Annotated in this window: 18 protein-coding genes; 17 read left to right on the forward strand and 1 reads right to left on the reverse strand. The window is 76.4% G+C overall.

The genetic code is table 11. From position 1 onward, the window contains the following. Nucleotides 1-2: 2 nt before the first annotated feature. From I6A81_RS35660 to I6A81_RS35740, 17 genes are all read left to right on the forward strand, one after another. The gene (locus I6A81_RS35660; RefSeq protein ID WP_203005303.1) at nt 3-518 is read left to right on the forward strand and encodes a phage tail protein; all 516 of its coding nucleotides are present in this window, start codon (nt 3-5) and stop codon (nt 516-518) included. A gap of 6 nt (nt 519-524) precedes the next feature. Beyond that, a complete protein-coding gene (locus I6A81_RS35665; protein ID WP_203005304.1) occupies nt 525-1,313 on the forward strand; it encodes a hypothetical protein in 789 nt (262 codons plus the stop codon). Next, the gene (locus I6A81_RS35670) at nt 1,310-1,996 is read left to right on the forward strand and encodes a hypothetical protein (protein WP_203010431.1); all 687 of its coding nucleotides are present in this window, start codon (nt 1,310-1,312) and stop codon (nt 1,994-1,996) included. The genes I6A81_RS35665 and I6A81_RS35670 overlap by 4 nt, the downstream gene beginning before the upstream one ends. Then, a complete protein-coding gene (locus I6A81_RS35675; protein WP_203008217.1) occupies nt 1,993-3,288 on the forward strand; it encodes a DUF4255 domain-containing protein in 1,296 nt (431 codons plus the stop codon). The genes I6A81_RS35670 and I6A81_RS35675 overlap by 4 nt, the downstream gene beginning before the upstream one ends. Beyond that, entirely contained in the window at nt 3,285-5,594 is a 2,310-nt protein-coding gene (locus I6A81_RS35680) for an AAA family ATPase (RefSeq protein ID WP_203010432.1), read from the forward strand. Before I6A81_RS35675 ends, I6A81_RS35680 begins: the two co-directional genes overlap by 4 nt. After that, nucleotides 5,591-5,875 (forward strand): hypothetical protein, encoded by a 285-nt coding sequence (locus I6A81_RS35685; RefSeq protein WP_203008393.1) that lies wholly within the window; start codon nt 5,591-5,593, stop codon nt 5,873-5,875. Before I6A81_RS35680 ends, I6A81_RS35685 begins: the two co-directional genes overlap by 4 nt. Then, entirely contained in the window at nt 5,868-11,318 is a 5,451-nt protein-coding gene (locus tag I6A81_RS35690; protein ID WP_203010433.1) for a hypothetical protein, read from the forward strand. The genes I6A81_RS35685 and I6A81_RS35690 overlap by 8 nt, the downstream gene beginning before the upstream one ends. Further along, complete coding sequence (locus I6A81_RS35695) at nt 11,315-11,971, forward strand: hypothetical protein (protein WP_203005902.1); 657 nt, start codon at nt 11,315-11,317, stop codon at nt 11,969-11,971. The genes I6A81_RS35690 and I6A81_RS35695 overlap by 4 nt, the downstream gene beginning before the upstream one ends. Before the next feature lie 162 nt (nt 11,972-12,133). Further along, nucleotides 12,134-12,511: a LysM peptidoglycan-binding domain-containing protein gene (locus tag I6A81_RS35700; RefSeq protein WP_203005903.1), complete on the forward strand. Its 378-nt coding sequence runs from the start codon at nt 12,134-12,136 to the stop codon at nt 12,509-12,511. Then, nucleotides 12,508-13,632: a hypothetical protein gene (locus I6A81_RS35705; protein ID WP_203005904.1), complete on the forward strand. Its 1,125-nt coding sequence runs from the start codon at nt 12,508-12,510 to the stop codon at nt 13,630-13,632. The genes I6A81_RS35700 and I6A81_RS35705 overlap by 4 nt, the downstream gene beginning before the upstream one ends. A gap of 13 nt (nt 13,633-13,645) precedes the next feature. Then, the gene (locus I6A81_RS35710) at nt 13,646-14,161 is read left to right on the forward strand and encodes a phage baseplate assembly protein V (protein ID WP_203005905.1); all 516 of its coding nucleotides are present in this window, start codon (nt 13,646-13,648) and stop codon (nt 14,159-14,161) included. After that, nucleotides 14,161-14,493, forward strand: coding sequence for a hypothetical protein (locus I6A81_RS35715; RefSeq protein ID WP_203005906.1), 333 nt, complete (start codon nt 14,161-14,163; stop codon nt 14,491-14,493). The genes I6A81_RS35710 and I6A81_RS35715 overlap by 1 nt, the downstream gene beginning before the upstream one ends. After that, complete coding sequence (locus I6A81_RS35720) at nt 14,490-14,879, forward strand: GPW/gp25 family protein (protein WP_203005907.1); 390 nt, start codon at nt 14,490-14,492, stop codon at nt 14,877-14,879. The genes I6A81_RS35715 and I6A81_RS35720 overlap by 4 nt, the downstream gene beginning before the upstream one ends. Beyond that, nucleotides 14,876-17,419 (forward strand): putative baseplate assembly protein, encoded by a 2,544-nt coding sequence (locus tag I6A81_RS45885; protein ID WP_203005908.1) that lies wholly within the window; start codon nt 14,876-14,878, stop codon nt 17,417-17,419. The genes I6A81_RS35720 and I6A81_RS45885 overlap by 4 nt, the downstream gene beginning before the upstream one ends. Beyond that, nucleotides 17,416-20,271: a putative baseplate assembly protein gene (locus I6A81_RS35730; RefSeq protein WP_203010434.1), complete on the forward strand. Its 2,856-nt coding sequence runs from the start codon at nt 17,416-17,418 to the stop codon at nt 20,269-20,271. Before I6A81_RS45885 ends, I6A81_RS35730 begins: the two co-directional genes overlap by 4 nt. Beyond that, a complete protein-coding gene (locus tag I6A81_RS35735) occupies nt 20,268-22,661 on the forward strand; it encodes a phage tail protein (RefSeq protein ID WP_203005910.1) in 2,394 nt (797 codons plus the stop codon). Before I6A81_RS35730 ends, I6A81_RS35735 begins: the two co-directional genes overlap by 4 nt. Beyond that, on the forward strand, nt 22,658-25,687 hold the full coding sequence (locus tag I6A81_RS35740; RefSeq protein WP_203005911.1) for a DUF6519 domain-containing protein: 3,030 nt from the start codon (nt 22,658-22,660) through the stop codon (nt 25,685-25,687). The genes I6A81_RS35735 and I6A81_RS35740 overlap by 4 nt, the downstream gene beginning before the upstream one ends. A gap of 299 nt (nt 25,688-25,986) precedes the next feature. On the opposite strand, the gene I6A81_RS44330 is transcribed toward I6A81_RS35740, so the two are convergent. Continuing rightward, nucleotides 25,987-26,216, reverse strand: a 230-nt coding sequence (locus I6A81_RS44330) for a hypothetical protein (protein WP_238430285.1), incomplete at its 5' end; no start/stop codon positions are given.

The raw sequence follows: 26,216 nt of genomic DNA on the forward strand, positions 1-26,216 counted from the left end.
CCATGGCGCAGTTCAGCGTCAACGCCACGCGTTTCGACCCGTACAAGAACTTCAAGTTCCGGGTGAAGTGGGACGGCCGCTATGTCGCCGGCGTCAGCAAGGTCAGCGGCATGAAGCGGACGACGGAGGTCGTCAAGCACCGCGAGGGCGGTGACCCGAGCAGCAGCCGCAAGTCGCCCGGCCGCACCGAGTACGACGCGATCACCCTGGAACGCGGCATCACCCACGACCTTGAGTTCCAGCAGTGGACGAACAAGGTGTGGAACTACGGCAGCGGGCTTGGCGCGGAGACGTCGCTGAAGGACTTCCGCAAGGACCTGATCATCGAGCTGTACAACGAGGCCGGCCAGCTTGTCGTCGCCTGGAACGTCCACCGCTGCTGGGTCTCCGAGCTTGGGACGCCCGATCTGGACGCCAACGCCAACGCCGTCGCCATCGAGCGAATCAAGATCGAGAACGAGGGGTTCGAGCGCGACGACCAGGTCGTCGAGCCCACCGAGCCCACGCTCGCCGGGTAGGCCGGAATGGGGCAGTCCGCCGCGGGGGTCGTCGGCCCCCCACCACCGGGACCGGACACCAGCGCCGGTCTGGCGGCCGACGCGCTGCTGGCGGCGTGGGAGGCCGCGGCCAGCGCCGCGGGACACGGCCGCGCGCTCGCGCTGCTCGCGCCGCTGCCAGCGCCGCGCGCCGCGGCGCTCCCGCTCGGCCGGCGCGACGCCCTGCTGCTCGACCTCTACCGCGGCGTGCGCGGGCCCTGGCTCGACGCGCTCGCCGAGTGCCCCGGCTGCGCGGCCACGGTCGAGATCCGCCTGGCGGTGGCCGAGCTGGTCGACGGCTACCCGGCGGCGGCCAGCGGCTCGGAGCCGCTCGGCGACCCGGGGCCGCGCGACCTGGACCTGGGCACCGCCCGGGTGCGGGCCCGCTGCCCGGCCACCGCGGACCTCGTGGCCGCCGCCGCCGCGGGCACGGCCGACGGCGCCCGGGACGTGCTCGTCGCCCGGTGCGTCGAGCTGGTGAGCCGCCCGGACGGCTCCGCCCGCCCGCTCGACGACGACGAGCTCGACCGGGTGGGCCGCCACCTCGAGCGGGCAGACCCGTTGGTCGACGTGCGCCTCGACATCCGGTGCGACGAGTGCGGCCACGGCTGGCCGGCGCCGCTGGACGTCCCGGCGCTGGTCTGGGCGCAGGTGCGCGCGGGCGCGCGCCGCCTGCTGACCGAGGTCGACGCGCTCGCCCGCCGCTACGGCTGGTCCCAGGCCGAGATCCTCGGCCTGTCCGAGCGGCGCCGGCGCGCCTATCTGGACCTGACGTGACCGACCTGTTCTCCCGGCTGGCGGCGCGCGCCCTCGAGGGCGCGGCTGTCGCGGTGTGGGCCGAGCCGGACCTCGCGCCGGGCGGCGAACTCGACGCCGAGATCGAGGCGATGGCCGCGCCGGCCTGGCCTGGCCGGGCCGAGCCGGTGGCCGGGCCCGTCGACCGGAGCGCGCGGCCCGCGGCGTTGCCCGAGCAGGAAGGTGCCCCGGCACCCCCCACCGCGCCGCCGACGCCGATGCCAGCGGTCATCGCGCCGCCGGGTGCGCTCGCCGTGCCCTTCGGCGCCGGCCCGCCGGCCCCGGCCGCGGCGACGGCCCGGGCGGTCCTGGCGGGTGTGACCGGACCGGTGGACGTGGCACCGCCGGTCATGGCCGCGCCCTCGCGCGCGCCGGACGAAGACGGCCCACGGCCCGCCCGCCCGCCGGCCGCCCCGGCCCGGCGGCGCCGGCCGCCACCCGTCGGGTCGCTGCTCCCCCCGGCCCGCGACGACGCGCCCGCGGGGTCCGCCGCGCCCGCCGCGCCGCCCGTGGTCCCCGCGCGGACGGTCGAGGTGACGATCGGCCGGGTGGAGGTGCGCGTGCGCCCGCCCGCGCCGGCCCGGCCCGGGCGGGCGGACGGCGCCCGGGTGGCGCCCGCGCTGGAGCTCGACGAGTACCTGCGCCGGCGGGGGGAGCCGTCATGACGACCTCGCTCGGCATCGCGGCCACGACGGCCGTGCTGCGCCAGCTGCTGGTGAACGCGATCCCCGCGGCCGACCTGCAGGCCGCGCTCGGCGTCAGCGCGATCGAGGTCTCCGCGCTGCCGCCGGACCGCATCGACGTCACGGCCGAGACCAGCCGGCTCAACCTGTTCATGTACCAGGTCCGGCCGAACACCGGCTGGTCCACGACCGACCTGCCGTCGCACGACCGGGCGGGCCGGCGGCTGACGAACCCGCCGCTCGCGCTGGACCTCAGCTACCTGCTCAGCGCGTACGGCTCCAAGGACCTGCACGGCGAGATCCTTCTCGGCTACGGCGCGCTCGTCCTGCACCAGACCCGGGTGCTGACTCGCGACGCGATCCGGGCCACCTTCGCCCCGCCGCTGCCGACCGACCTGGCGCTGCTCGCGACCGCCGGCCTGGAGAACCAGGAAGAAGTGGTGTCGCTGTCGATGGAGTCGCTGTCGACCGACGAGCTCTCGCGGCTGTGGTCGGTCTTCGGCGAGAAGTACCGGCCGTCGATCGCCTTCCAGGCCCGGGTCGTGCTGCTGCGCGCCACGGACCCGGCCGCCCCGCCCGGGCCGCCGGTGCGCCGGGCCCGCCTCGCCATGTCCGTCTCCCTCCACCCGACGATCACGGCCGTCGAGCCGACGCCGGTGACCGCCGTGGCCGGGGCGGCGGTCGAGCTGGTCGGGACCGGCCTGCTCGGCGGCGCGACGACGGTCCTGTTCGGCGGCGGCGAGACCGCGACCCCCGCCGGGGGGTCGACGCCGTCGCGGGTGCGGGTGACGCTGCCGGGCACGCTGCGGGCCGGCGTGAACACCGTGCGCCTGCGCCAGTCGGCCAGCTTCGAGGGCGACCTGCGCGCCGGGCCCGAGTCCAACGTCCTGCCGTTCCTGCTGCGGCCGGCGTTCGCGCTCACCGGCACAGCCAAGCCAGACCTCACCGTCTCGGGTCGCGTCGTCGACCCCGGCGACGCGGGGCTGCTCTCGGCGACGGTGACCGCGCGGCTGGTGCCCCCGGTCGGCCGGCGCCAGCGGGTGTCGCTGCTGCTGACCCAGACGGACGCCGCGCCCGGCGCGGTGCCGCGCGGCTACACGATCCCCGCGCCGGCGCGGGACCAGGACCAGGCGGAGACGACGGACACCGTCGCGTTCGCCCTCGAGCGGGTCGCGCGCGCCCGCTACGCCGCCCGGGTCCGCGTCGACGGCGCCGAGACCGAGCTGGGCGCGACGGCCGGCGTCTACGACCAGCCAGAGATCGACCTGCGATGACCACGACCGCCGCGCGTCCCGACCCGGCCAGGCCCCCGGAGCCGGCCGGGCTGGCGGGGCCGGTCGAGGCGGCGGCGCCGGCTGAGTCGGTGCCGCTGGCCGGGCTGGTGGAGCCGCCTGAGCCGGCCGACCTGCCTGGGCGGTTGCGCGCGGTGCGTGCCCACCTGCGCATGTATGCCGTTCCAGGGCCCGACCGCGCCGACAGCACCGATCTTCCTGGCGCTCACGGCACCCCCCACTCCGCTGGCTCGTCTGACATCACCGATGTCCACGAGGCCTTCGAGGCGGACGCGAGGCCGCGGGGTGGGACGCCGCCGGAGCCGGACTGGCTCGCCGTGCTGGCCCGCCGGTGCGGGCTGAGCCCGTTCGAACGCGACGTGCTGGCCCTGGCCGCGGGCTGCGCGCTCGACCCGTCGCTGGCCGAGCTGTGCGCGCGGGCGCACGGCGACCCGGCGCGGCCCTTCGCGACGTTCGGCCTGGCGCTCGCCGCGCTGCCCGGCCCGCACTGGGACGCCGTCGCGCCCGACGGGCCGTTGCGAGCCCTGGCCCTGGTGGAGCTCGACACCCACGCGGGCGGGCTCGTCGGCGCCCGGCTGGGCGTCGACGAGCGGGTGCTGCTGGCGCTGGTCGGTCTCGACGTCGCGGACCCGCGGCTGGCCGAGCTGGCCGAGACCGTCGCTCCCGCCGGCGACGCGCTGCCCGCCCGGCACGGCCTGCTCCTGGAACGGGCCGCGGCGTGCTGGGCCGCGGACGAGACCGCGCCCCTGGTGCTGTGGGGCAGGGCCGGCGACCGGCGCTGCTTCGAGCGGGCGCTCGCCCACCGGCTCGGCGCGCCCCGGCTGTGGCGCCTGGAGGCGGCGGCGCTGCCGGCCGACCCGGCCGAGGCCGCCGGCCTGGTGGCCCGGTTCGCCCGAGAGGCGCGGCTCACCGGCTCCCCGGTCGTGCTCGACCTCGACGACGCCGACCCGGCCCAGCTGGCCGCCGCCCGCCGGTGGGCGCGCAGGCTCGGCGCGTCGGCGCGGCGCGTCGTCCTGTCCAGCGCCGAGCCCGTCACCGGGCTGCCCGCGGGCACGTTCGCCCTCGAACTGCCCGACGTGACGCTCGCCGAGAACGTCGGCCTGTGGAACGCGGCCCTCGGCCCGGCCGCGGCCCTGCTCGACGGCCAGGTCGAGCGGTTCGCCGGCCAGTTCCGGCTGCCCGCCGACCAGCTGCGCGCGGCGGCCACCGACCTGGCCGTCGCGGCCGGCCTCGGCCTGGCCGCCGACCTGGATGGTGACCTTGGCCAAGCCGGCGACTCCGGCCCGGTCGCGGACGAGTCGGCGGCCGTCGGCGGCCAGGCCGCGGGCGGCCCTGGCGTGGCCGGCGGTCCCGGCTTGGCGGACGGCGCCGGGCGGGCCGCCCAGGAAGCCGCGGCCGGCGGCGGGGCCGCCGGCGTCCCGGTGGCCCTCGGCCGTGAGCTGTGGCGGGCCTGCCGCGTCCGGGCGCGGGCCGACCTGGAGGGCCTGGCCGAGCGGGTCGCGCCGGCCGCCCGGTGGGGCGACCTGGTCCTGCCCGAACGGGAGCTGGCCGGCCTGCGCGACCTGCTGCGGCACAGCCGCCACCGGGCGCGGGTGTACGAGGACTGGGGGGCGGGCGGGCCCGGCAGGCGCGGCGCCGGGGTGACCGCGCTGTTCGCCGGCCCGAGCGGCACCGGCAAGTCGCTCGCGGCCGAGGTCGTCGCGGCCGAGCTCGACGTCGACCTGTACCGCGTCGACCTGAGCCAGGTTGTCAGCAAGTACATCGGCGAGACGGAGAAGAACCTGCGCCGGGTCTTCGACGCCGCCGAGCGCGGCGGCGCGGTGCTGCTGATCGACGAGGCCGACGCGGTGTTCGGGCAGCGCACCCAGGTCCGCGACAGCCACGACCGGTACGCGAACCTCGAGGTCAGCTACCTGCTGGCGCGGATGGAGACCTACCGCGGTCTGGCGGTCCTGACGACGAACCTGCGCGCGAACATCGACGACGCCTTCGTGCGCCGGCTCGGCTTCATCCTCACCTTCCCCTTTCCGGACGCCGCCGGGCGCCGAGCCCTGTGGGAACGGGCCTTCGGCCCACGGGTCCCGGTGGCCGGGCTCGACCCGCGGCGGCTGGCGCAGCTCAACCTGGCCGGCGGCAACATCCGCAACGTCGCCGTGCACGCCGCGTTCCTCGCCGCCGAGCGCGGCGGGCCGGTGACCATGGCCGACGTCCTGCGTGGCGCGCGGGCCGAGTACACCAAGCTCGAACGGCCCCTGACGCCGGCCGAGCTCGTGGGGTGGCCGTCGTGACGGCCACGGCCGGTTCCGTGGCCGGCGCCTCGGACGGTGCCCCGACGCGCGTGCGGGTCCGCGTCGAGCGGCTCGTCGTCGACGGGGCCCCTGGGGTGCCCGCCGACCTGCTGGCGGGCGCTGTCGCCGACGAGTTGCGGCGCCTCGCCAGCCGCGGCGCCCCGCCCGCCCCCGTCGCGGCGGAGCTGCCGGTGGATCCGGTGGGCGATCCGGTCGGCGCGGGCCGGGCCATCGCCGCGGCCCTGCACGCGAGGCTGCTGGCGGAGGTGGCGGATGGCTGAGCGCCCGCCGCCGTCGCCCAGGCCCGCCCCGCCCGCGCGCCGCGCCGCCGCGTCCCGCCGCGCGCGCTCGTCCGACACCCGACCTGGCCAGGCCGCCGACCAGGCCACGGGCGCCGGCGCGACCGGCCGCGGGACCGAACCGGCTGGCGGGCGTGGGCCGGCGCGCCCCTTCGGCCGGGACCTCAGCCGGATCCGGCCCCGGCGCGACAGCCTTGGGGAAGGCCCGCTCGACGACCGGGGAGAGCGGGCCGCGGCGCCGGACGCCGTCACGGCCGGCGAGGCGCTCGCGCGGCTGGTCGACCGGCTGCTCGGCCGCGACCCCGCCGGCCAGACCGGCGGGCTGACCGCGGTGCTCGGCCGTCTCGACGGTTCGCTGCGCGAGGCTGTCGTGGCGACGGTCGCCCAGCGTGGCGGCGGCCATGTGGCGACGGACCTGGCCGCGCTCACCGAGACCACGCCGCCCGAGCAGACGGCGCCGGCCAGGGAACCGGCGCCAGAGCCCGGTACCTCCGGCAAGGACCCGGCCGCCGAGGAGGCGACCGGCAAGGACGCTGGTGCTGGCGAATCCGGCCCGCTGGAGGAGCCGGGCAGGCAGCCCCTCGACCGGCTGGACGGCGACGCGGCGGGCGACTTCGCGACGTCGGCGGAGGGTTCGGCGGCCCAGGAGCCGGTGGCTGGGACCGGCGAGGACGCGGCGCGGCGGACAACCGGAACCGGACAGGCAGCCGAGACCGAGCAGACGGGCGAGACCGAGCGCCGGCCGGACGAGCAGGCCCCCGCGCCGGCGGCCCTGACGGTGCCGCTCGACGAACAGTCGGACCAGGCCGGGGGCTCGGCGCGGGAGGCCGCGGCGTCGGCCGGCCCAGCGGAGGCGGCCACGGGCGGCAAGGAGCTTCCCGCGGCCGGCGCGGCCCCGGCCGCCGGCGAGGGCGCCGAGCCGGCGCCGCTCGCCCCCGAGGAGGGAGCCCAGACCGCGGCCGGGCCGCGCGAGGCGGCCGGTTCGGGCGAGGCGGCGGACCCAGAGGCCGTCGTCGGTGCGGACGAGGCGACCGGCCTGGACGCGCCGGCCGCTCTGGCGACGTCTGGAGAGGCCGACACCGAACCCGCCACCGAGCAGGCGGGTGGCCCCTCGGCGCGCGCGGAGGCCGCCGCCAGGCCCGGACCGGCCGCCGAGGATGCCTCGTCCGCAGAGGAAGTCTCGTCTGGTGAGGACGCCCCGGCTGGCGCCGTCGAGGCCGACCGGGAGCCCGAAGGCCTGCCGGAGCACGTCGACGCGTCCCCTTCGGGCGTGGCGGCGCCGGATGACACCGACGCCCCGCCGCCGGAGCCCGCACCGCCAGCGGAGCCCGCCCCGGTGACAGAGGCGGCCACGCCCGCGGAGCCGACCCCGCCGCCGGAGCCCGCCCCGGTGACAGAGGCCGCCCCGGCAGCCGAGCCGGTCGGAGCGGGCGCCGCCGGGCCGTCCGGCGAACCGGACGCCGAGGGCGTCGCGGGAGGCGCGGTGCCCGACGGCGAGGCGTCGGCCGGTGTCGAGGAGTTCGACGCGGACGAGGCGGAGCCCGCCGAAGCGCCGCGAGCCGCGGAGGCGGGGCCGGCGCCGGGCGGTGACGGCGGTCCGGAAACGGAGCTGCCCGACCCGCCGAACCCGGCCGGCGGCGGGTCGGGTGGCACCCCCATCCCGGAACCACCCGAGCCGGCGGCTCCCCAGGTCGAGGGCCTGACGCCGGACGCCGCGCTCGGGGCCGTGGCGGGACTGCCCGCCACCAGGCTGGCCGGTGCCCTGGGCGGCGTCGCGGCGTCGGCGCGGCGCGTGGTCGGGGAGGCCAGGGCGGACCTCGCCGCGAACCCGCCGACGCTGGAACGGCCGTCCGGCGTGCCGGAGGACCGGGACGCGTCGCTTCCGCCCGCGCCGCTGCCGCCGCTGCCGGCCAGCCTCGAGCGGGCTGTCGAGCCTCCGGCGGGCGGGCCGGGGGCGCCCGCGCCGGAGCCGGCGGCGCCACCTCCGGCGCCGGCTCCCGTCACCGTCCGGGTGCCCGAGCCGATAGCGGGCGGCGACACGAAGATCACAGCCGACGACGCGGCCAAGGCAACGGCGGCGGTCGAGTCGCTGCCCACGACCGACCCCGCGCTGCACGTCGACGCGGGCCCCGTGCCGACGCTGGAGCTGGCGGGCGGCGAGGACCCTGCTCAGGTCGCCGACGCGGCCGAGTCCGTCCAGGACACGGCCGGCGGGACGCTCGAGGACGGCCGGGCCGACGCCCGGGCCGACCTGGGCGAGAACGACGTCTTCCCCCAGGTGCCCAAGGAGACGCTGACCGCGAGCCTGGGTGAGGGCGAGGAAGCCCCGGCGGGCGGGCCGGAAGCCGAGGGCCTGGCCGCGCAGCCGGCCGCCGCCGGCGCGCCGGGCGGCAAGGAGGGCGCCGCCGCGCCGGGCGGTGGCGCGGCGGGCCGCGGTGGGGGCGAGGCGCCCGCCGGCGCGGTCGACGCGATCGCCCAGGAGAAGAGCGGCGGCGAGATCCAGGCCGCGACAGCGACCCAGGGCGCCGGCCTGGCGCGGGCCTCCCAGGACCGCCACGCGGCCGAGCGGCTGGCCCAGGAGGAGACCGACCGCCTGATCGACGAGGAGGTCGCCGCCAGCGGCAAGGAGCAGACCGAGATCCGCCGCGAGGTACGCAAGGACGTCGCCACCGACCGCGCGGACTGGGCCCGGGAGCAGGACGCGCTCGTCGACCGGACGCGCACCGCCGCCAGCGCCGCCCGGGCGCGGGCCGACACGACCATCGGCGCGGCACGCGACAAGGCCCGCAAGGATTCCGCCAAGGAGGTGGCGCGCGGCAACACCGACATCGCCCGGGAACGTGGCGACGCCGAGGGCGAGGCGCGGTCCCAGCGGGAGAAGGCCCGTAAGGAAAGCGAGGGGGGCGGCTTCTTCAGCTGGCTCGGCTCGAAGTTCAAGTCCTTCTTCAACGGGATCAAGGGCGCGATCCGCAAGGCGTTCGACGCGGCCCGCGCGGCGGTGAACCGGGCCATCAGCGCGGCGCAGAAGCTGGCCGTCGCCGCGATCGAGGTGGGCCGGCGCGCCGTCGTCGGCGCCATAGAGCTCGGCGGAAAGGCGCTGGTCGCCGCCGGGGACATCTGCCTGGCCGGCTTCCCCGCCGCGCGCGAGAAGTTCCGCAAGAAGATCAAGAACGGTGTGGCGGCGGCCACGAAGAAGGTCAACGAGGCCGCGGACAAGCTGAAGGAGGGCGCGAAGAAGCTGCTCGACGCGCTCGGGAAGGCGCTTACCGACGCGCTCAACGTGCTCGAGAAGGCCTACACCGCTGCGGTGGACGCCGTCGCCGGCGTCGTCGACCGCGCCATCAAGGCGGCCAAGGCCGTCGTCGACGCCCTGGTCGACTTCGCTGTCCTGGCCAAGCACATTGCCACCAGCCCGCGCCGGTGGCTGAGCAATCTCGGAGCCGCGCTGTCCGACGGCGCTCGCAACCACGTCTGGCCCGCGACGAAGGGAGCGGTGAAGGGCTGGTTCAAGGCGAAGGCCGAGGAGGTCGTCGGCGTCGGGAAGGCGATCCTCGACGTCCTGCGCCGGGGTGGTATCACCTTCGCCAAGATCGTCAAGATGGCCTGGGCGGCCGTCAAGGCGGCGCTGCCGGGCATGCTGGTCCAGCTGCTCCTCGAGAAGCTCGTCGCGATGCTGATCCCGGCCGCCGGCGCGATCATGCTGATCATCGACGGGCTGAAGGCGGCCTGGGCCGCCGCGGAGCGGATCCTGGCCGCCTTCAAGAAGTTCATGGAGTTCCTCAAGGCGGTCAGGGGCGGCAATGCCGGCCCGAAGTTCGGCGAGTTGGTAGCGGCGGTCGTCGTCGCGGTTCTCGAGTTCCTGGCGAGCTTCCTGCTGAGCAAGCTCAAGGGCGCGAGCAAGAACGTCGGCGGCACGCTGCGCGCGATGGCCGGCCGCTTCGCGAACGCCGCCAAGAAGGCCGGCCGCGCCGTCGGCGGCGCCGCGAAGGCCGGCGCCCGGGCGGCGAAGGCCGGCCTCGCGGCGGCCGGCCGCGCGGTGGGCAGGGGCGCCGAGGCGGTCGGCCGGGTGCTGCGCCGCGCCCTTCCCGGGCGCGTTCTCAAACTGGGCGCGAAGGCACTCGCCAAGGCGCGCGCCGGGTACCGCGCCCTCAAGAAGAAGATCTTCGCCCGGCGCCGTAAGGAGACCCCGACGCAGAAGCTGGAACGCGTCGTGGGGATCCTGCGGCCCAAAATAGGCCGCTGGCTCGCCCGCGGCATTCCCGGGATCGCCCTGCGGCTGGCGCTCGCCGCCAACCGGCTCAGATACAGGCTCTCGGAGCTCAGCGCCAGGCGGGAAAGCTCGGGGACGGTGCGTGTCTGGGCCCGGGTGAACCCGGGACAAGAGGCCGCCAAGGGCTGGCGGCCGGAGGGAGAGCCGCTGCGCCTGCTCATCCGCGAGGTCAGCCAGGAGTTGGTGAACGAGGTCGTGTCCAGCGAGCGCGGCCAGGCACGGCTGGCGGAGATGGAATCCGGACGCCCGGAGACGCGGGCGGAGTACGAGCACCTCACCAAGCAGGGCCTTGTGTCCGGTGCCGATATCCACAGCGGTGAGGACTGGCTGATCGCCGGTGAGGCGATGCGTCGGTCCACCAACCGCGAGTCCCTCGAGGTGACCGGCGAGTCGTTGCCTTGGGACCGTCGGATCGTCCCATGGGGCGGACGCCAGGGATGGCGGGTAGGGGAGGCCGGGACCGAGGTCTTCGAGATGAACAAGTCGGGTCTTGGGCCGAGGACAGGCGTCAACTGGGAGGTCATGGGGGTGACGGACTATTTGGCGGATAAGAAGGGAGACGCGGGCAGCGCGACGGTTTCCAAGATTCTGGCTGAGCTGGGGGCGAAGTCCGGCGGCGATGCCGCGACGGCGGAGCACCTCACCCATTTCCTGCAGACCGGGCGCGTGCCGAAGGCGCTGGCCGGCGAAGAGCAGAAACTGGCGACGGTGAGCCTTCTCATCTTCGGCAGGGAATCAGGGCGTAGCCCGGCCCATCCCGCCCAGGCGATGCTCACTCTCGACCTCATGAAAGCGAAGAATGACCATCTGAAAGCGGACGATGTCTTGGAGCTTATGCCGATGTCGATGAAGGGCGCCCAGGATGCGTCGCGCGCGCTTCAGCTCCAGGAGGTGCAGAAATCCCCCAAGGAGCAGGCCCTGCGGGCCAAACTCGGGCTTCGCGACAGAGCCGTGGGCAAGAAAGGGAAAGAACTTGCGAAGAGGGAGATCAGACAAGCCGAGGCGTGGCTGAAGGTCCAGAGCGAAACGGTGAAGGCGGTCTTCGCGACCAGGGAAGGGGCGAAGAAGTACCTGCTTGAACGGCTGCGGGAGTTCTACCGGGTCGGGCAGGCCAAGGCTTCTTCCGGTCCGACGGCGACGGGGGAGGACCAGTGACGACGTTTCCGGGGTCGCCGCGGACGGTGCGGGGTGGGCTGGTGATGCTCGACCCGCGCGGTGGGCAGGTGCAGCGGGTCGTCGTGCTGCGCTACACGCCGGACACGCTCAGCCGCACCCTGCAGGCGCAGGCCGTGACCGGCGACGCCGGTGACCGGCTCGACGCGCTGCGGCTGCGCGCCGCGCCGATCGAGACGATCAAACTCGAGGCGGAGATCGACGCCACCGACCAGCTCGAGCTGCCCGACGCGCACCCGGGCACCGTCCGGCTCGGCATCACCCCGGAACTCGCCGCGCTGGAGACGGCGATCTACCCGCGCGCCGACGACGTGGCGGCCAACCTGGCCCGCGCGGCCGAGGGCGCGCTGGAGATCGTGTCCACCGAGGCACCGCTGACGCTGTTCGTCTGGGGCGAGAACCGGATCGTGCCGGTGAGGATCACCGACTTCGCCGTCACCGAGGAGGCGTTCGACCCGTCGCTCAACCCGATCCGTGCCCGGGTCAGCCTCGGGCTGAGGGTGCTCGGCGTGCACGACCTGCGCCTCGGCCACCGCGGCGCCGGGATCTTCATGGCTTATCACCGTTCCCGCGAACGGCTCGCCGCCACGGTCCCGGGCGCGCTCACCCAGCTCGGTGTCCGGAGGATCCCGTGACCGTCGTCTGCCCGTCCCTGGGAGCACAGGCCGGCCCGCCCCCAGCGGCAGCCGCCGCCGGCGACCGCTTCCCTCCCCACAGCCGGTGCGCCGCCACCGAGGTCGCGGCGGCGGCCGGCGCCGGCGGCGCCGCGCTCACCCACGTGATGCCCGGAGGATCCGATGACCGTTGACCCCTCGCTCGGCTCGTCCGTGCCGCTTACGGCCGGCGCCGCCGCCGGCGACCGCTTCCCTCCCCACAGCCGGTACGCCGCCACCGAGGTCGCGACGACCACCGGCGCCGACGGCACCGAGTGGCGCTACCTGCGCCGCCGCTTCATCGCCGGCTCCGACGACGCGGCCGCGGCCATCGAGCACCTGGTCGTCGCGGGCGAGCGCCTCGACCTGCTCGCCGCGCGCTACTACGGCAACCCGCTGCTCGGCTGGCGGATCGCCGACGCCAACGGCGCCCTCGACCCGGCCGAGCTGACCGCCGAGCCCGGCCGTGTCCTGCGCGTCCCCGCGCCGGAGGCCACCGGCGGTGCCGGAGGCCTCGGATGATCAGCCGGATCCAGCTCAACCTGCTCGCCGGGCCGACCCTGCCCGTCCCGGTGCCCGCCGCCGTCATCCAGGCGGTCCGAAGCGTGCAGGTCACCGTCGCCGCCGGGCAGCGCAGCGGCTTCCAGGTGGTGCTCGCGACCAGCCGGAACTCGCCACTGACGACGACCTACCTGCCGGCCGGGCTGCTGGACCCGGGGATCCGGGTGGTCATCGTCGTCACCGTCAACGGCCTGCCCAACGTCCTCATGGACGGCGTCATCACCCGCCAGGAGGCCGGGTTCTCCAACGACCTCGGCCAGTCGGCGATCACGCTGACCGGCGAGGACCTGACCGTGCTCATGGACCTGGAGAAGCGCCAGGGCGTGCCGTTCCCGCCGCTGCCCGCCTCCGGGCAGGTGGCGTGGCTCCTGCGGAACTACCTGCTCTACGGCGTCATCCCCGTCGTGATCCCCGAGCTGTTCGCCGACGTGCCCGTCCCGACCGACCGGATCCAGAGCCAGGACGGCACCGACTTCGAGTTCATCCAGAAGCTGGCCAAGGACAACGGTCACGTCTTCTACCTCGACCCGGGCCCGGTGCCGGGGACGAGCCGGGCCTACTGGGGCCCGCAGATCCGCGCCGGGGTCCCGCAGCCGGCGCTGTCGGTCGACTCGGACGCGGCGACCAACGTCGAGTCGCTCAGCTTCGCCGTCGACGGGCTGTCGGGAAAGCAGGTGGTCGTGCGCGTCCTGGAACCGACCAGCAAGATCTCGGTCGACGTCCCGCTGCCCTCGGTCAGCCTGCTCGCGCCGCCGCTGGCGCTGCGGCCGGCGCCGCGGCTGAAGACCGAGCCGCTGGCGGGCGCGGCGAAGGAGAACCCGGTCGCGGCGCTGGCCCGCGGCCTGGCCAAGGTCTCCGAGTCCGCCGACGCGGTGACCGGCAGCGGCCAGCTCAACGTGTTGCGCTACGGCCGGGTGCTGGCCTCGCGCGCCCTGGTCGGCGTGCGCGGCGCGGGCCTCGCCTACGACGGCCTGTACTACGTCAAGAGCGTGACGCACAACCTCAAGGTCGGCGAGTACACGCAGAGCTTCTCGCTCGCCCGTGACGGCCTGCTCTCCAACACCCCCAGGGTCCCGGTCTGAGCGGAGGACGGCGATGACAATCGAGCGTGGCAGATATCTCGGCAAGTACCGCGGCACGGTGTCCAACAACATCGACCCCATGCAGCAGGGACGGCTGCAGGCGACGGTTCCCGACGTGCTCGGATCGGTGCCGTCGAGCTGGGCGATGGCCTGCGTGCCGTTCGCCGGCCAGCAGGCCGGGCTGTGGGCGGTGCCGCCGGTCGGGGCCGGCGTCTGGATCGAGTTCGAGCAGGGCGACCCGCAGCGGCCGATCTGGTCCGGCGGCTGGTGGGGGAGCGCGGGCGACCCGCCGCCGCTGGCCCTGTCCGCCCCGCCGGCGGTCGCGCAGGTCGCGATCCAGACCACCGGCCAGAACCTGCTGCTGATCAGCGACGTGGCCGGCCCGGCCGGCGGAATCATGATCAAACATCGGTCTGGCGCGATGATAACGATCAACGAGACCGGGATCACCCTCACCAACGGCCAGGCCACGATCCAGCTCGCCGGGCCGACCGTGACCGTCAACAACGGCGCGCTGGCGGTGACCTGATGGCCGGGCCCGTCGTCACCGCGCAGGCCAGCGCGACCTGCCCGCACGGCGGCCAGGTCCAGGCGGTCACGTCGAACACCCGGGTGCTGCTCGCCGGCGCGCCGGCGGTGACGGTGGCCGACACCTACCCGGTCGCCGGGTGCGTGTTCATGGTCGTGAACAAGCCGCAGCCCTGCCTGTCCGTGCGCTGGCTCGTCGTCGCGACCAGGGTGCGGGTCGCCGGCCAGCCGGTCGTGATCCAGGGCGGCAGCGGCCTGTGCCTGAGCGCCGAGCAGGCCCCCCAGGGCCCACCGACCATCGTCACGACCCAGCTGAAGGTCGTGGCGCAATGAGCGCGGGAGGACCAGGGCCCGGGCCGGTGGCCTACCCGCTGCGCGTCGACGGCCATGGGGCCACGGCCCGCACCGACGAGGCCGGCTACCTGCGCGGCCTCGTCGAGCAGGTGCTGTTCACCGCGCCGGGCGAGCGGGTGAACCGGCCGGACTTCGGCGCCGGCCTCGGCCAGCTGCTGTTCGCCCCGACGGGCCCGGAGGTCGCGGCCACGACCCAGCTGCTCGTGCACGGCGCCCTGACGCAGTGGCTGGGCGACCTGATAGAGGTCGACGAGGTGCGGGTGAGCGTCGACGACGCGGCGCTCGTCGTCGAGGTGAGCTACCGCGCCCAGCGCAGCCAGCGGCCCGCGACCGAGCGGTTCACCGTCGCGGGCGGTGCCCCGTGAGCGGGCCGGCGGCGAAGGACCGGCGCCGTCAGCTCCTGCGGGCGCACCCGGAGCTCAACGGCCTGGACCACGTCGAACTCGCCGCGGCCGCGCCCAGCGCGGCGCCCGCGCTGCGGGCCACGTTCGTCAACCCGCTTGGCCCCCTGCCCACCCCGGCACAGCTGCGCGTCGACGGCGGCGACCGGATCCCCACCGTCGCCGTCACGGCGGTGGAGCCGACCACCGACCCGCGCACCGCGCTGGTCACGCTCGCCTCCCGCGGCGACCGGTCGCGCTACACCCTGCGCCTCGTCACCGGGGCGGGCCAGACCTACCCGCCCGACTGGGTAGACCCGGTGCTCGCCAGCGCCTGCTTCTCGTTCCAGGTGGCCCGCGACGACGGCCTGCCCTGTGACGGGCCACCCGCCCCAGGGCCGGCCGCCGCCGCCGAGCCCCGCCTGGACTACCTGGCGCGCGACTGGGAGAGCCTGCGGGCGGTGCTGTTCGACCGGCTGTCCGTGCTCCAGCCGACCTGGACGCGCCGCGACGCCGCCGACCAGCGGGTCATGCTCGTCGAGCTGCTCGCCGAGCTGGGTGACCGGCTTTCCTACCGGCAGGACGCCATCGCCACCGAGGCGTACCTGGCCACGGCCCGCCGGCGCGTCTCGGCCCGCCGGCACGCCCGGCTCGTCGACTACGCGATGAGCGACGGCACCAACGCCCGCACCTGGGTCCAGCTCGCGGTCAGCGAGGACGAGCTGCTCACCTCCGGCGGCACCCTGCCCGTCGTGCCGGCGGGCCTTCGGCTGCTGACCGGCGGGTCCGACGCGCCCGCGCTGCTGGCGGCCGGCTCCCCGGCGGCGGCCGCCGCCGTCGCCGCCGGCGCGCTGGAGTTCCAGACCCTGAGCACGCTCGACGTCCTCGCCGGCGCGCACAACGCGATGCGTTTCCACACCTGGTCCGGCGAACGGCCGGCGCTCGCCGCGGGGGCGACGTCGGCGACGCTCGCCGGGCACCTCCCGCACCTGGCCGTCGGGCAGGTGCTTGTCCTCGTCGAGCACCGCGACCCGGTCGGGCCCGCCAGGGACCCGCGCGACGCGGACCCGGACCGCCGCCAGGCCGTCCGGCTGACCGCGGCGCGGGCGACCGACGCCGGCGGCCGCCCGCTGCGCGACCGGCTGACCGGCGAGGCCGTCACCGAGATCGCCTGGCACGCGGGCGATGCGCTCGCCTTCCCACTGCTGGTCGCCGGGACCCTCGTGACGGGTGCCGGCGGCGAGCGGGAGTACGACGACGGCGCGCTGGCCCTCGGCAACATCGTGCTCGCCGACCACGGCCAGGCCCAGCCCGCCGAACAGCTCGGGCCGGTGCCCGCCACCGGCCGGATCCGGTTCCGGCTGGCGCGCGGGCCGCTCACCCAGGTGGCGCGCCAGGTCGTCGACGAGCCGCTGCGCGACGGCTCCGGGACCCGGGAGGTCGTCGTGCCCTTCGTGGCCTCCGGATCCGCCGCCTCGGCCGTGGACGCGGCGCCGGACCTCGTACTGCCGGACGTCTCGCTGGCCGAGGACGGCGACGGCCGGCCCTGGGAGATCCGCCGCGACCTGCTGCGCAGCGGCGCGGCCCGGGATTTCGTCGTCGAGGTCGACGACGACGGCTTCGGCTGGCTCCGCTTCGGCGAGCCGGTCGACGGCCGCCCGGCCGACGGCGCCCGGCCGCCCGCCGGCGCGGTGCTGCGCGCGCGGTACCGCACCGGCAACGGGGCGGTCGGCAACGTCGGCGCCGGCGTGATCCGTACCGTGCTCGCCGGCGACGACACCCCGGCGGCGCTGCGCGCGGCGCTGGGGGCACCCGGCGCGCGGGTGGCCAACCCGCTGCCGGCGCGGGGCGGCACCGACCCGGAGACGATCGAGCAGGTCCGCCAGCGCGCGCCGGTGGCCTTCCGCCGCCAGGAACGCGCGCTGACCGCCGACGACTACGCCCGCCGGGCCGAGCGGTTCGGCCACCCGGGCCCGGCCCGGGTCCAGCGGGCCGTGGCCACGGTGCGCTGGGCGGGCAGCTGGCACGCCGTCGTGGTCGCCGTCGACCCGGTAGGCGCCGAGCAGGCCGACGACGCGTTCCTCGCCGAGGTCCGCGACTACCTGGACACCTACCGGATGGCCGGCCACGACCTGCGGGTCGTCGCCGCCCGGTACGCGCCACTGGAGATCGGCCTCGCGGTCCACGTCGCGCCGGGGCGGCGCCGCGACCTCGTCCGCGCCGAGCTGGGAGAGCTGTTGTCCAACCGGCGCCTGCCTGACGGCCGGCTCGGCCTGTTCCACCCCGACCGGCTGACCTTCGGCACCCACGTCTACCTCGGCCCGATCGTCGCCGCCGCGCAGGTCATACCGGGCGTCGCCCGGGTGGGCGTCACCCGGTTCGCGCGCTACCGCCAGCCGGCGACGGACGCCCGCGCGCGCGGCCGGATCGACATCGGCCCGCGCGAGATCGCCCGGCTCGACGACGACCCCAACCGGCCCGACCGCGGCCGGTTCTTCCTCGACGCCCTGGAGGGAGGCAGATGAGCTGCCCCGACGGCCAGGCGCCCGCCGAGTCAGGGCGCCCGGCGCCGACCCCGCTGCCGGTGACGAACCCGCCGGGCCGCCCGGCGATCCGCCGGCGGGTGGCCACCCACGCCACGGCGAGGGCGACGATGACCCGCGCGCTGTCGCGGCCCGCCCTGGCCGGGGCCGGCGACCTGAGCGCGCGCACCGACGACGACTTCGCGATCGCGCTGCTCGACGCCGCGGCCGTCGTCGTCGACGTGCTCACCTTCTACACGGACCGGCTGGCGGGCGAGCACTACCTGCGCACCGCCACCGAGGCACGCTCCGTCGCCGAGCTCGCCCGTCTGCTCGGCTACCAGCCCGCCCCCGCCCTGGCCGCCACCGCCGACCTGGCCTTCACCCTCGACCCGACGCCCGGCGCGCCGGCTCGCTCGCTGATCGCGACGGGCACCGCCGTGCAGAGCGTCCCCGGGCCCGGCGAGCAGCCGGTCGTCTACGAGACCCTCGCGGACCTGGAGGCCAGCCCCGCCTGGAACGCGCTTCGGCCCCGCCCACGCGGGCCGCACCCGGAGAGCGCGGGCCACACGCTCGCCTTCGCCGGCGCCGTCACCGGCGTGACCGTCGGCGACGGCGTGCTCTTCCGGACGGGCGCGGGCCCGACCGATGAGGACGCCGGCAGGGGCCTGGCGTTCGGCGTGGTCCGCGCGGTGCGCCCCGTCGACGCGGTGCCCGAGCTGCCGGGCCGACCGGGCGCGCCGGCGCGGACCGAGGTCGATCTCGCGACGCTCGACTACGGGGCCGCGCCCGTCGTCGAGCATCGCCCGCCTGACGACCTGCTGCCCGCGACGGCGACCACCCTCACCGCGGCTGGATCCGCCGCCTGGCTCGCCGGCCGGCGGGTGAGCGCCACGGACCTGGACACCGAGGCACTGGCCCACCGGACGACGCTCGACGAGGTCGCGCGGGCGTTCGCCGGCGCCGGCGAACACCCGGCCGAGGCGCTGCTGTTCCGCCAGCGTCACGCCCTGTTCGGCGGCCAGGCCCCGCTCACCGCGTCGCTGGCGGAGATGGTCGCCCTCGAGGTCAGGCGCTCGGCGGGCGCGCCCGCCGAGGTCGTCGCCTGGGCCAGCCAGCTGTCGGCGGCCTGGGACGCGGCCAGCGCCCAGACGTTCCCCAGAACGCGGGCCGCCGGCGAGATCTACCTCGAGGGCGCGGCGCCCGTCCCCGCGGACTCGCTGGTCGTGCTGCGCGACGCCAACCACTGGGGCGGCTACCGGGTGCTGGCGGCCGACGCCGTGTCGCTCACCGTCCTGACGATCAGCGGGCGGGCGACCCGCGTGCGGCTCGACTCGCCGGGCCACCTCGGCGCCTTCTCCATCCACGGCACGACCGCCTACGCGGCTCCCGAGCGCCTCGCGCTCGCGGACGTGGCCGAGCCCGAGGCGCTCGACACCGCGGTCGTCGAGCTCGACGGCCTCGCGCTCGGCCTGCGCGCCGGCCGGCGGGTCGTCGTCACCGGCGAGCCGGTCGGCGATGCCGGCCACACCGTCACCCACCCGACCACGCTGGCCGGGGTCGTCCACGACTTCGGCCCGAGACGGTCGACGACCGTGACGCTGGCCGACCAACTGCCGGTCGCGATGTCCCGGCCCACCACCCGGATCCTCGCCAACGTCGCCACGGCGAGCCACGGCGAGACCCGCCGGGAGGTGCTGGGCAGCGGCGACGCCCGGCAGGTGTTCCAGCGGTTCGGGCTGCGCCAGCCGCCGCTGACCCACCTGAGCGCCGCCACGGCGAGCGGCCTGGCCGACACCCTGACGGTCTGGGTCGGCGACGTCCGCTGGGCCCGGGTGGACTCCTTCCAGGGCGCCGGCCCCGACGACCGGGTCTACGTGCTCCAGGAGCAGGCCGGCATCCCCGTCGTCCAGTTCGGCGACGGGATCACCGGCGCTCGGCTGCCGACCGGCGCAGCCAACGTGCGCGCCGCCTACCGCTCGGGCGCGGGCCTGGCCGGCCGGGTCCGCGCCGGCCAGCTCTCGCAGCCGCGGGCGCGGGCGGGCGGGGTGACCGCCGTCGTCAACCCGGCGCCGGCGGTCGGCGGCGACGACCCGGAGCCGCTCGCGTCGGCCCGCGCCGCCGCGCCGGCTCGGGTCGCCGCGCTCGACCGGGTCGTCTCGATGGCGGACTATGCCCTGTTCGCCCGGGGCTTCCCCGGCGTCGCGAAGGCCCACGCGGTGCGCGCCCGGGCGGGTGGGCGCGCCGGGGTGGCGCTCACCGTCGCGGGCCGCCACGGCGAGCGGCTCGACCCGCGCCAGGGCACCGGGGCCAACCTGCTCGCGGCCCTGCGGACCTACGGGGACCCGGCGGTGCCCGTCGCGCTGCTGCCCCACGAGCCGGTGCCGTTCCGGCTGGTGGTGGCCGCGCGCACCGCGCCGGACCGCGACCGGGCCGCGGTGCTGGCCGCGGCGTCGTCCCGGCTGACAGCGGCCTTCTCCTTCGACACGCGCGAGCTGGGCCAGCCGGTCGCGGCCAGCGAGGTCGTCGCCGTGCTCCAGGCCACACCCGGCGTCGTCGCCGCCACCGTCACCGGCCTGCGGGTCCCGGGATCCATTGCCGCGACGGTCGGCACCGTGGGGTTCATCCTCACGGGGTTCTCCTTCCCCAGCGCCGAGCGCGCCGGGGCCGCCGAGCGCACCGGGGCCAGTGGGGCCGTGAACCCCGAGGCGACCTCCGGATCCGTCGGCACGCTGGCCGCGCCGACGGAACTGCTCGCGGCCGGGGTGCCGACCCCCGGCGCCGACCTTGCCACCGCCCGGGGCGCCGAGATCCTCGTCCTCGACACCGCGCCGATCGGTTGGGAGGAACTGTGACGGATGTCAGCGTCCGGCGCCGGGCGCTCGAGCTGCTGCCGGCCTTCTACCGCGAGCGCGACGCCCGCCCCGACGGGCGCCCGGGCTTCCTCGAAAGCCTCCTGACGGTGATCCGCGAGCAGTTCGCGCTCGTCGAGGACGACCTGGATGCCCTCTACGACGACCTGTTCGTCGAGACCTGCGCCCCCTGGGTGATCCCGTACCTCGGCGACCTCGTCGGGGTGGCGCCGGGCGCGCCCACGGACGCGGGCGGGGCCCTCACCCGCGCGGCCGTCGCTGACGCGATCGCGCTGCGCCGCCGCAAGGGGACGGTCCCCGCGCTCGAGCAGGTCGCGCGCGACGTCACCGGCTGGCCGGCGCTGGCCGTCGAGATGTTCCAGCGCCTGGCGGTGACTCCGCACCTCGCGTTCGCCCCGCCGGCCCGGCCGGCCACCTTCTCGGCCCGCTCGGCGGCGCGGCTGGAACGCCTCGGCGGCGCGTTCGACCCGGCGGCCCGCACCCTGGACGCGCGCCGGATCGGCTCGGGGCACGGCCGCCACGGCCCGGCGAACGCCGCCGTGCTGGTCTGGCGGGACCTGCCGCTGGCCCGCACCCTGGTCGACGCCCACCCCGCCGACGCCCTCGGCGTCGCCCAGCCGGTCGACGGCGCTGGCGTCGCCCACCCCGATGGCGGCGCTGGCGTCGTCCGGCCGGTCGGTGGCCCCGGGGGCGTCCAGTCGGCGGGCGCGCGCCGGTTCCGGTTCAGCCCGCTTGGCGTCGACACGCGCCTGGCGACCCGGCCGGCCACCGAGATCGCGCTGGGGCACCGGGCGTCGCCGCTCAACGTGCCCGGCCCGATCGGCCGGCGCGGGCTCGCCGCCGCCGTCGGTGACCACTACGGCCCGGGCCGCTCGATCCTCGTGTGGCGCGCCGGCGAGCCGGCGCCCGTCGACGCGGCCGACGTCGTCGCCTGCGACCTGTCCGACGCCACGGCCGACGGCTCGGCCTGGTCGAACGCGGACCGGCTGCGCCCGGCGCAGGTCGGCATCGACCCGGTCCTGGGCCGGCTCGCCTTCGGCGCGCCCCAGCCGGCGCCGCCGCGGGTCAGCTTCGTCACCACCGCGCCGAGCGACACCGGGGGCAGCGAGGAGCGCCAGCGGCCGCCGGTCCCGGCGGGACAGCCGGTCGTCGCGGTGCGCCGGGACGGCGTCGGCGTGGCGGGCACGACCCTGTCCGCCGCGCTCGTCGCCGCCCTGGCGCAGGCCGCCGCGCGGCCCGAGACCGGCGTCACGGTCGAGGTCCGCGACAGCCGGACCTACGCCGAGACCCTCGACGTGACCGTCCCGGCCGGGACGGCGCTGCGCGTCACCGGCGCCGCGGGCGCCCTGCCGCTGGTTGACCTGGCCGCGCCATGGGTGGTGCGGGTGGGGGAGGGGAGCGTGCTCACGCTGGTCGGCCTGGTCGTCGCGGGCGGGCCGCTGGTGGTGCGCGGCCGGCCCGACCGGGTGGAGCTCGTCGACTGCGCGCTGGTGCCCGGCTGGCGCCTCGACGCCGCGGCCCGGCCGGCAGAGCCGGCCGGGCCGTCGCTCGTCCTCGCCGCCGACGCGGGCTGGCCGACCGAGGTCACGCTCACCAACTGCGTCACCGGCCCGCTGCGCGTCCCCGCCGGCGGCCCGGCGCTGCGCGTCGTCGACAGCATCGTCGACGGCCTCGCGGACGAGACGGCGGGCGGGCCAACGGGCACGGCTACCGGAGGGCCGACCGGCACGGCGGACGTTGACACGGCGGACATTGACGCGGCGGACGGTGACGCGGGCGGCACGGCTGGCGGTGGCGGTGTGGCCACCAGCGGCGGTGGCATGGGCGCTGGCGGCGTGGGTGGCGCGGCCGGCAGGGGCCTGGGTGGTGGCGCGGCGTCGCCGCGGCCCGCGATCGCCGGTGACGACGCGGGAGCGCCCGGCGCCGTGCTCACCCTGACCCGGTGCACCGTCTTCGGCGACGTGCGCGCCAGCGCCGTCGACCTGGTGGCCGACTCGATCGTCACCGGACGCCTGGTCTGCCAGCGCGCCCAGGTCGGCTGCGCGCAGTACTCGTGGGTCTGGCCCGGCGACGCGACGCCACGCCGCCACCAGTGCCAGCCCGCGACGCCCGCCACCCCGCCGCCGGCGTTCGTCTCCCGCCGTTACGGCACGCCCGGCTACGGCCGGCTGCGCCGGACCGGCGCCACCGCGCTCGTCCGCGGCGCCGCCGACGGCTACGAGATGGGCGCGATGGCGCGGCTGCGTCAGACCCAGCGTGACGACAACCTGCGCCGCGGCGTCGAGGAGTTCCTCCGCTTCGGCCTCGAGGCCGGTGTCCTCGACGGCGACCCGCCGCTTCCTCCCGAGACGACCCCTGGAGGCCGCCGATGAAGGCCGACATCTCCGCCCACACGTTCCGCCCGGACGCGCGCTTCGCGGCCGTCGTCGTTGGGCAGGGCCAGGTCCTGCTCGACAGCGCGCTCAACGAGCAGGAGGAGATCGCCCGCGCCCGGCTCGACGCGACGGCGGCCGACGTGATCGGGCCGGCCGGCGTCCCCAAGGGAACCGGTGGCTTCGAGGTCACGGTGGCGCCGGACGGGCGCGACCTGCTCATCTCGCCTGGGCGCCTCTACGTCGACGGCATCCTGTGCGTCAACGAGCCGCCGGCGGTGCCCGCGACCGTGGGGACGCTCCCGCTGGGCATCGCCGTGCTGCTGCCGACGTCGCTGACGGTGCTGCGCCCGCACGTCGCGGCCCCCGGCGGCGTGCCGTTCGCCGCGGGCCAGTGGGTCGACGTCACCGCCGGAGGCGGCGCCGCGGCGCGCAGCCAGGTGGTGGGCGTCCAGGACGGTCAGCTGCTGCTGTTCCCGCCGCTGCCCGCGGCGCCGGTTGAGGGCGGCCGGGTCGAGGTGCGCCCGGTGACCTCGCTGCGCCACCAGTCCGACCGCCCCGCGTTCGACCCGTTCGACCCCGCCACACCCGACCGGCTGACGCCCGGCGCCTGGCGCGTCGAGGTCGACGCCTGGCACCGGCACGTCACCGCGGTCGAGGACCCGTCGATCCAGGAGGCCGCGCTGGGCGACGCCGAGTCGCCGAGCCGGCTGAAGGCCGTCTGGCAACTGCGGCTCGAGGCCGCCGGGCCGGCCGGCGCCAGCCCACCGCCGGGCCCGGCGACCCCGCCAGGCCGGCTGGCCGCCTCCACCGTCGGGTCGACCGCGGCCGACGAGGCCGGTGTGCTGCCCGACGAGGCCGGCTACCGTGGACTGGAGAACCAGCTCTACCGCGTCGAGGTGCACTCGGCCACGGCCACCGACCTCGTCCTGAAATGGCAGCGGGACAACGCGAGCACCGTCACCCGCGTCGAGTCGCTCGGCAAGGTGCTGGGCCTGGCGGACCTGGGCCGCGACGACGAGCGCGGCTTCGCGACCGCCCCCTATGTCGAGGTCACCGACGACACCCTCGAACTGGAGGGCCGCCCGAGCGACCTGCTGAAGGTGGTCGACGCCGACCCGACGCTGCGCACGGTCACGCTGGCGGCGGCGCCAACGCTGGCCCAGCCGGGCCGGCGCCCCCGGGCGCGGCGCTGGGACGGGCGGATCGCCGTCGACCTCGAGTCACCGGCGTCGGCCGCGCCGGTCACCCTGGAGCGGGGCCTGCATGTCACGCTCCTGCCTGGGGCGCTGCGGCCGGGAGACTACTGGCTCGTCCCGGCCCGCGCGGCGCACGGCGCCCGCGGCGGCACGATCGGCTGGCCGACCGACGACGCGGGCGCGCCGCTCGCCCAGCCGCCGCTGGGGATCACCCACCACCGCGCCACGCTCGCGTTCGTCGACGCCGACGCCAGCCGGTTCGTCGGCGGCGCGGCGGGCACGCGCGACCAGCGCGCCGCGTTCCCCCCGCTGACGGCCATCACCGCGGCCGACGTGTCGACCACCCCTGGATCCGGAGGCCTGGGGGGCGTCACCAACGTGCAGCAGGCCCTCGACGTGCTGGCCGTCGGCGGCCACGGCCTGTGCACTGTGATCGCCACCCCCGGGCCCGGCTGGGAGCGGGTCTTCGACGCCGTGCCCGCCGGGGCCAGCGCGCGCATCGGCTTCCCCGTCGGCCAGTACCCGACCGCCGGCCCGGTCCTGGTGGCGGGCAGGGGCCACCTGGTCCTGGTGGGAGCCGGCCACGGCGCCGCCGTCGTCGCGGCGGCCCGGGCCGCGTTGGTGTTCGACACCTGCGCGTCGGTGCGGGTGGAGTCGCTGTCGGTGATCTCCACTGGCACCTCGCCCGCCGACCGAGGGCTGGCCGGCGCCCTGACCTTCCAAGGCTGTGGGGACGTCTCCGTGAGCCGCTGCCTGCTCGGCACCGCCCCGCGGCCGGGCCGCGAGGCGGCCTGCCTGCGGGTGGCGGGTGGCGGGCGGCTGCGGGTCGAGGACTCGACGTTCGAGGTCGGCGACCGCCAGGTCGGGCTGCTCGCGACCGACGTCGAGGAGGCCGTGGTCACCGGCAACCGGCTCACCGTCAGCGGCCGGGCCGGCGGCGGCGCGAGGGTCCAGGAGACGACCGCGCAGGAGCGGATTCTCCTGCGCCGGCTTCTCGTCTACAACCTGAGCAAGGTCACGTTCGCCAACCCGGTCCGCCACCCGGTCAGGATCGGCGCGACGCCGATGTCGTTCGCCACGGTGGTCGCGCTCCGGCCGGCCTGGAGCGCGGTCCTGCGGCCCTCCTACTCCCACATGCGTGACTTCCGGCGGGATCTCGACAGGGTGCTGCGCGGCGTGTTCGCGGGCCGGCTGGTGGCCGGCGCCGAGCCGATCGTCGAGTACATCGAGAAGCGGGTGTTGGCCCGGCAGGTCCCGGTGATGGCGCAGGGGATCGTCGTCACCCCTCGTGCCGACGGCGCGAACGCTCGGCGCCGCACCGATGCGCGGATCGCGTCGAACGTCATCGAGCCGGCGATACAGGGCGTGCATGTCGGCGGGAGCATGAGCGGGCCGCGCGCGACGAGCCTCGTCCAGGCCGGCCGGGTGGCGGTCACCGACAACAAGATCCATGTGGTGGTGCCGCCGGAAGGAGCCGGAGCCCGGCACGGGATCTTCGTCGGGAGCGCCGACCGGCTGCGCGTCACCAGCAACGACATCAGCTGCGCCATAGCTGCCGACTTCAGCCCGGTCCCGACGAACGGCATCCGCGTCTTCGGATTTTCCGGCTCGGCCATGACGGTTCGCGACAACGTGACCGAGTCGTTCCCTGAAGGTCTGGGGGTGAACCTGCTCCCGTCCGACTTCCCGCCCCCTCCCGGCACGCACCGCATGTGGGCCGTCGAGGACAACCTGTTTCTCGGCGCGAAGGCGCCGGCGAGCGTCACGGCCCCCTATCAGACGCTCGTCAAGTTCCGCGGGAACCGCCCCGGCCCCCCGGACAACTGACGCCTCATCGCCACGGGTCGACAGGCAGGTGCACCGTCGTCGCCTTTGGACCCTCTTTCGCGATGCCGCCGTGGGGCTCCGGCGGCTACATTCAGACGGTCACCAGGAATGGAAATTCTGCTCGAGGTTGATTCGATGGCGGCCTCGGGGTAGTCTGAAAACGCCGCACCGTCCCACGGTCAGGGTGGTGTCGAGGTTCTCCTTCTGGCAGTCCGCTTCGGCGTCTGCGGGCGAGTCTCGTCGCGTTATGGTTCGAGTCCAGGTTCGGCGCATAAGAATGCCGGGATCACCCGGCATTCTTATTTGCGCCCGCCGAGCGGCCGCCGATCCCGGCGGGAGCTCTTACGCCGCTGGTACTGGCAGCCGTGGCCGGGTGTGGCATCTCCTCCTGGTCGGATCACCGGTCGGTGCCGCCGGGTCGGGTTGTCGAGGTTGATGCCGCGGTGGCTCGCCTGCTCGATCATCTGTCTACGTCGACTGAAAAGCTCATTCTGAACCGGCTCTTTAGCGCGCTCTGACTGCTCGCAAC

Origin of the sequence: Frankia nepalensis, from assembly GCF_016786325.1 — a bacterium.
Lineage (GTDB): Bacteria > Actinomycetota > Actinomycetes > Frankiales > Frankiaceae > Pseudofrankia > Pseudofrankia nepalensis.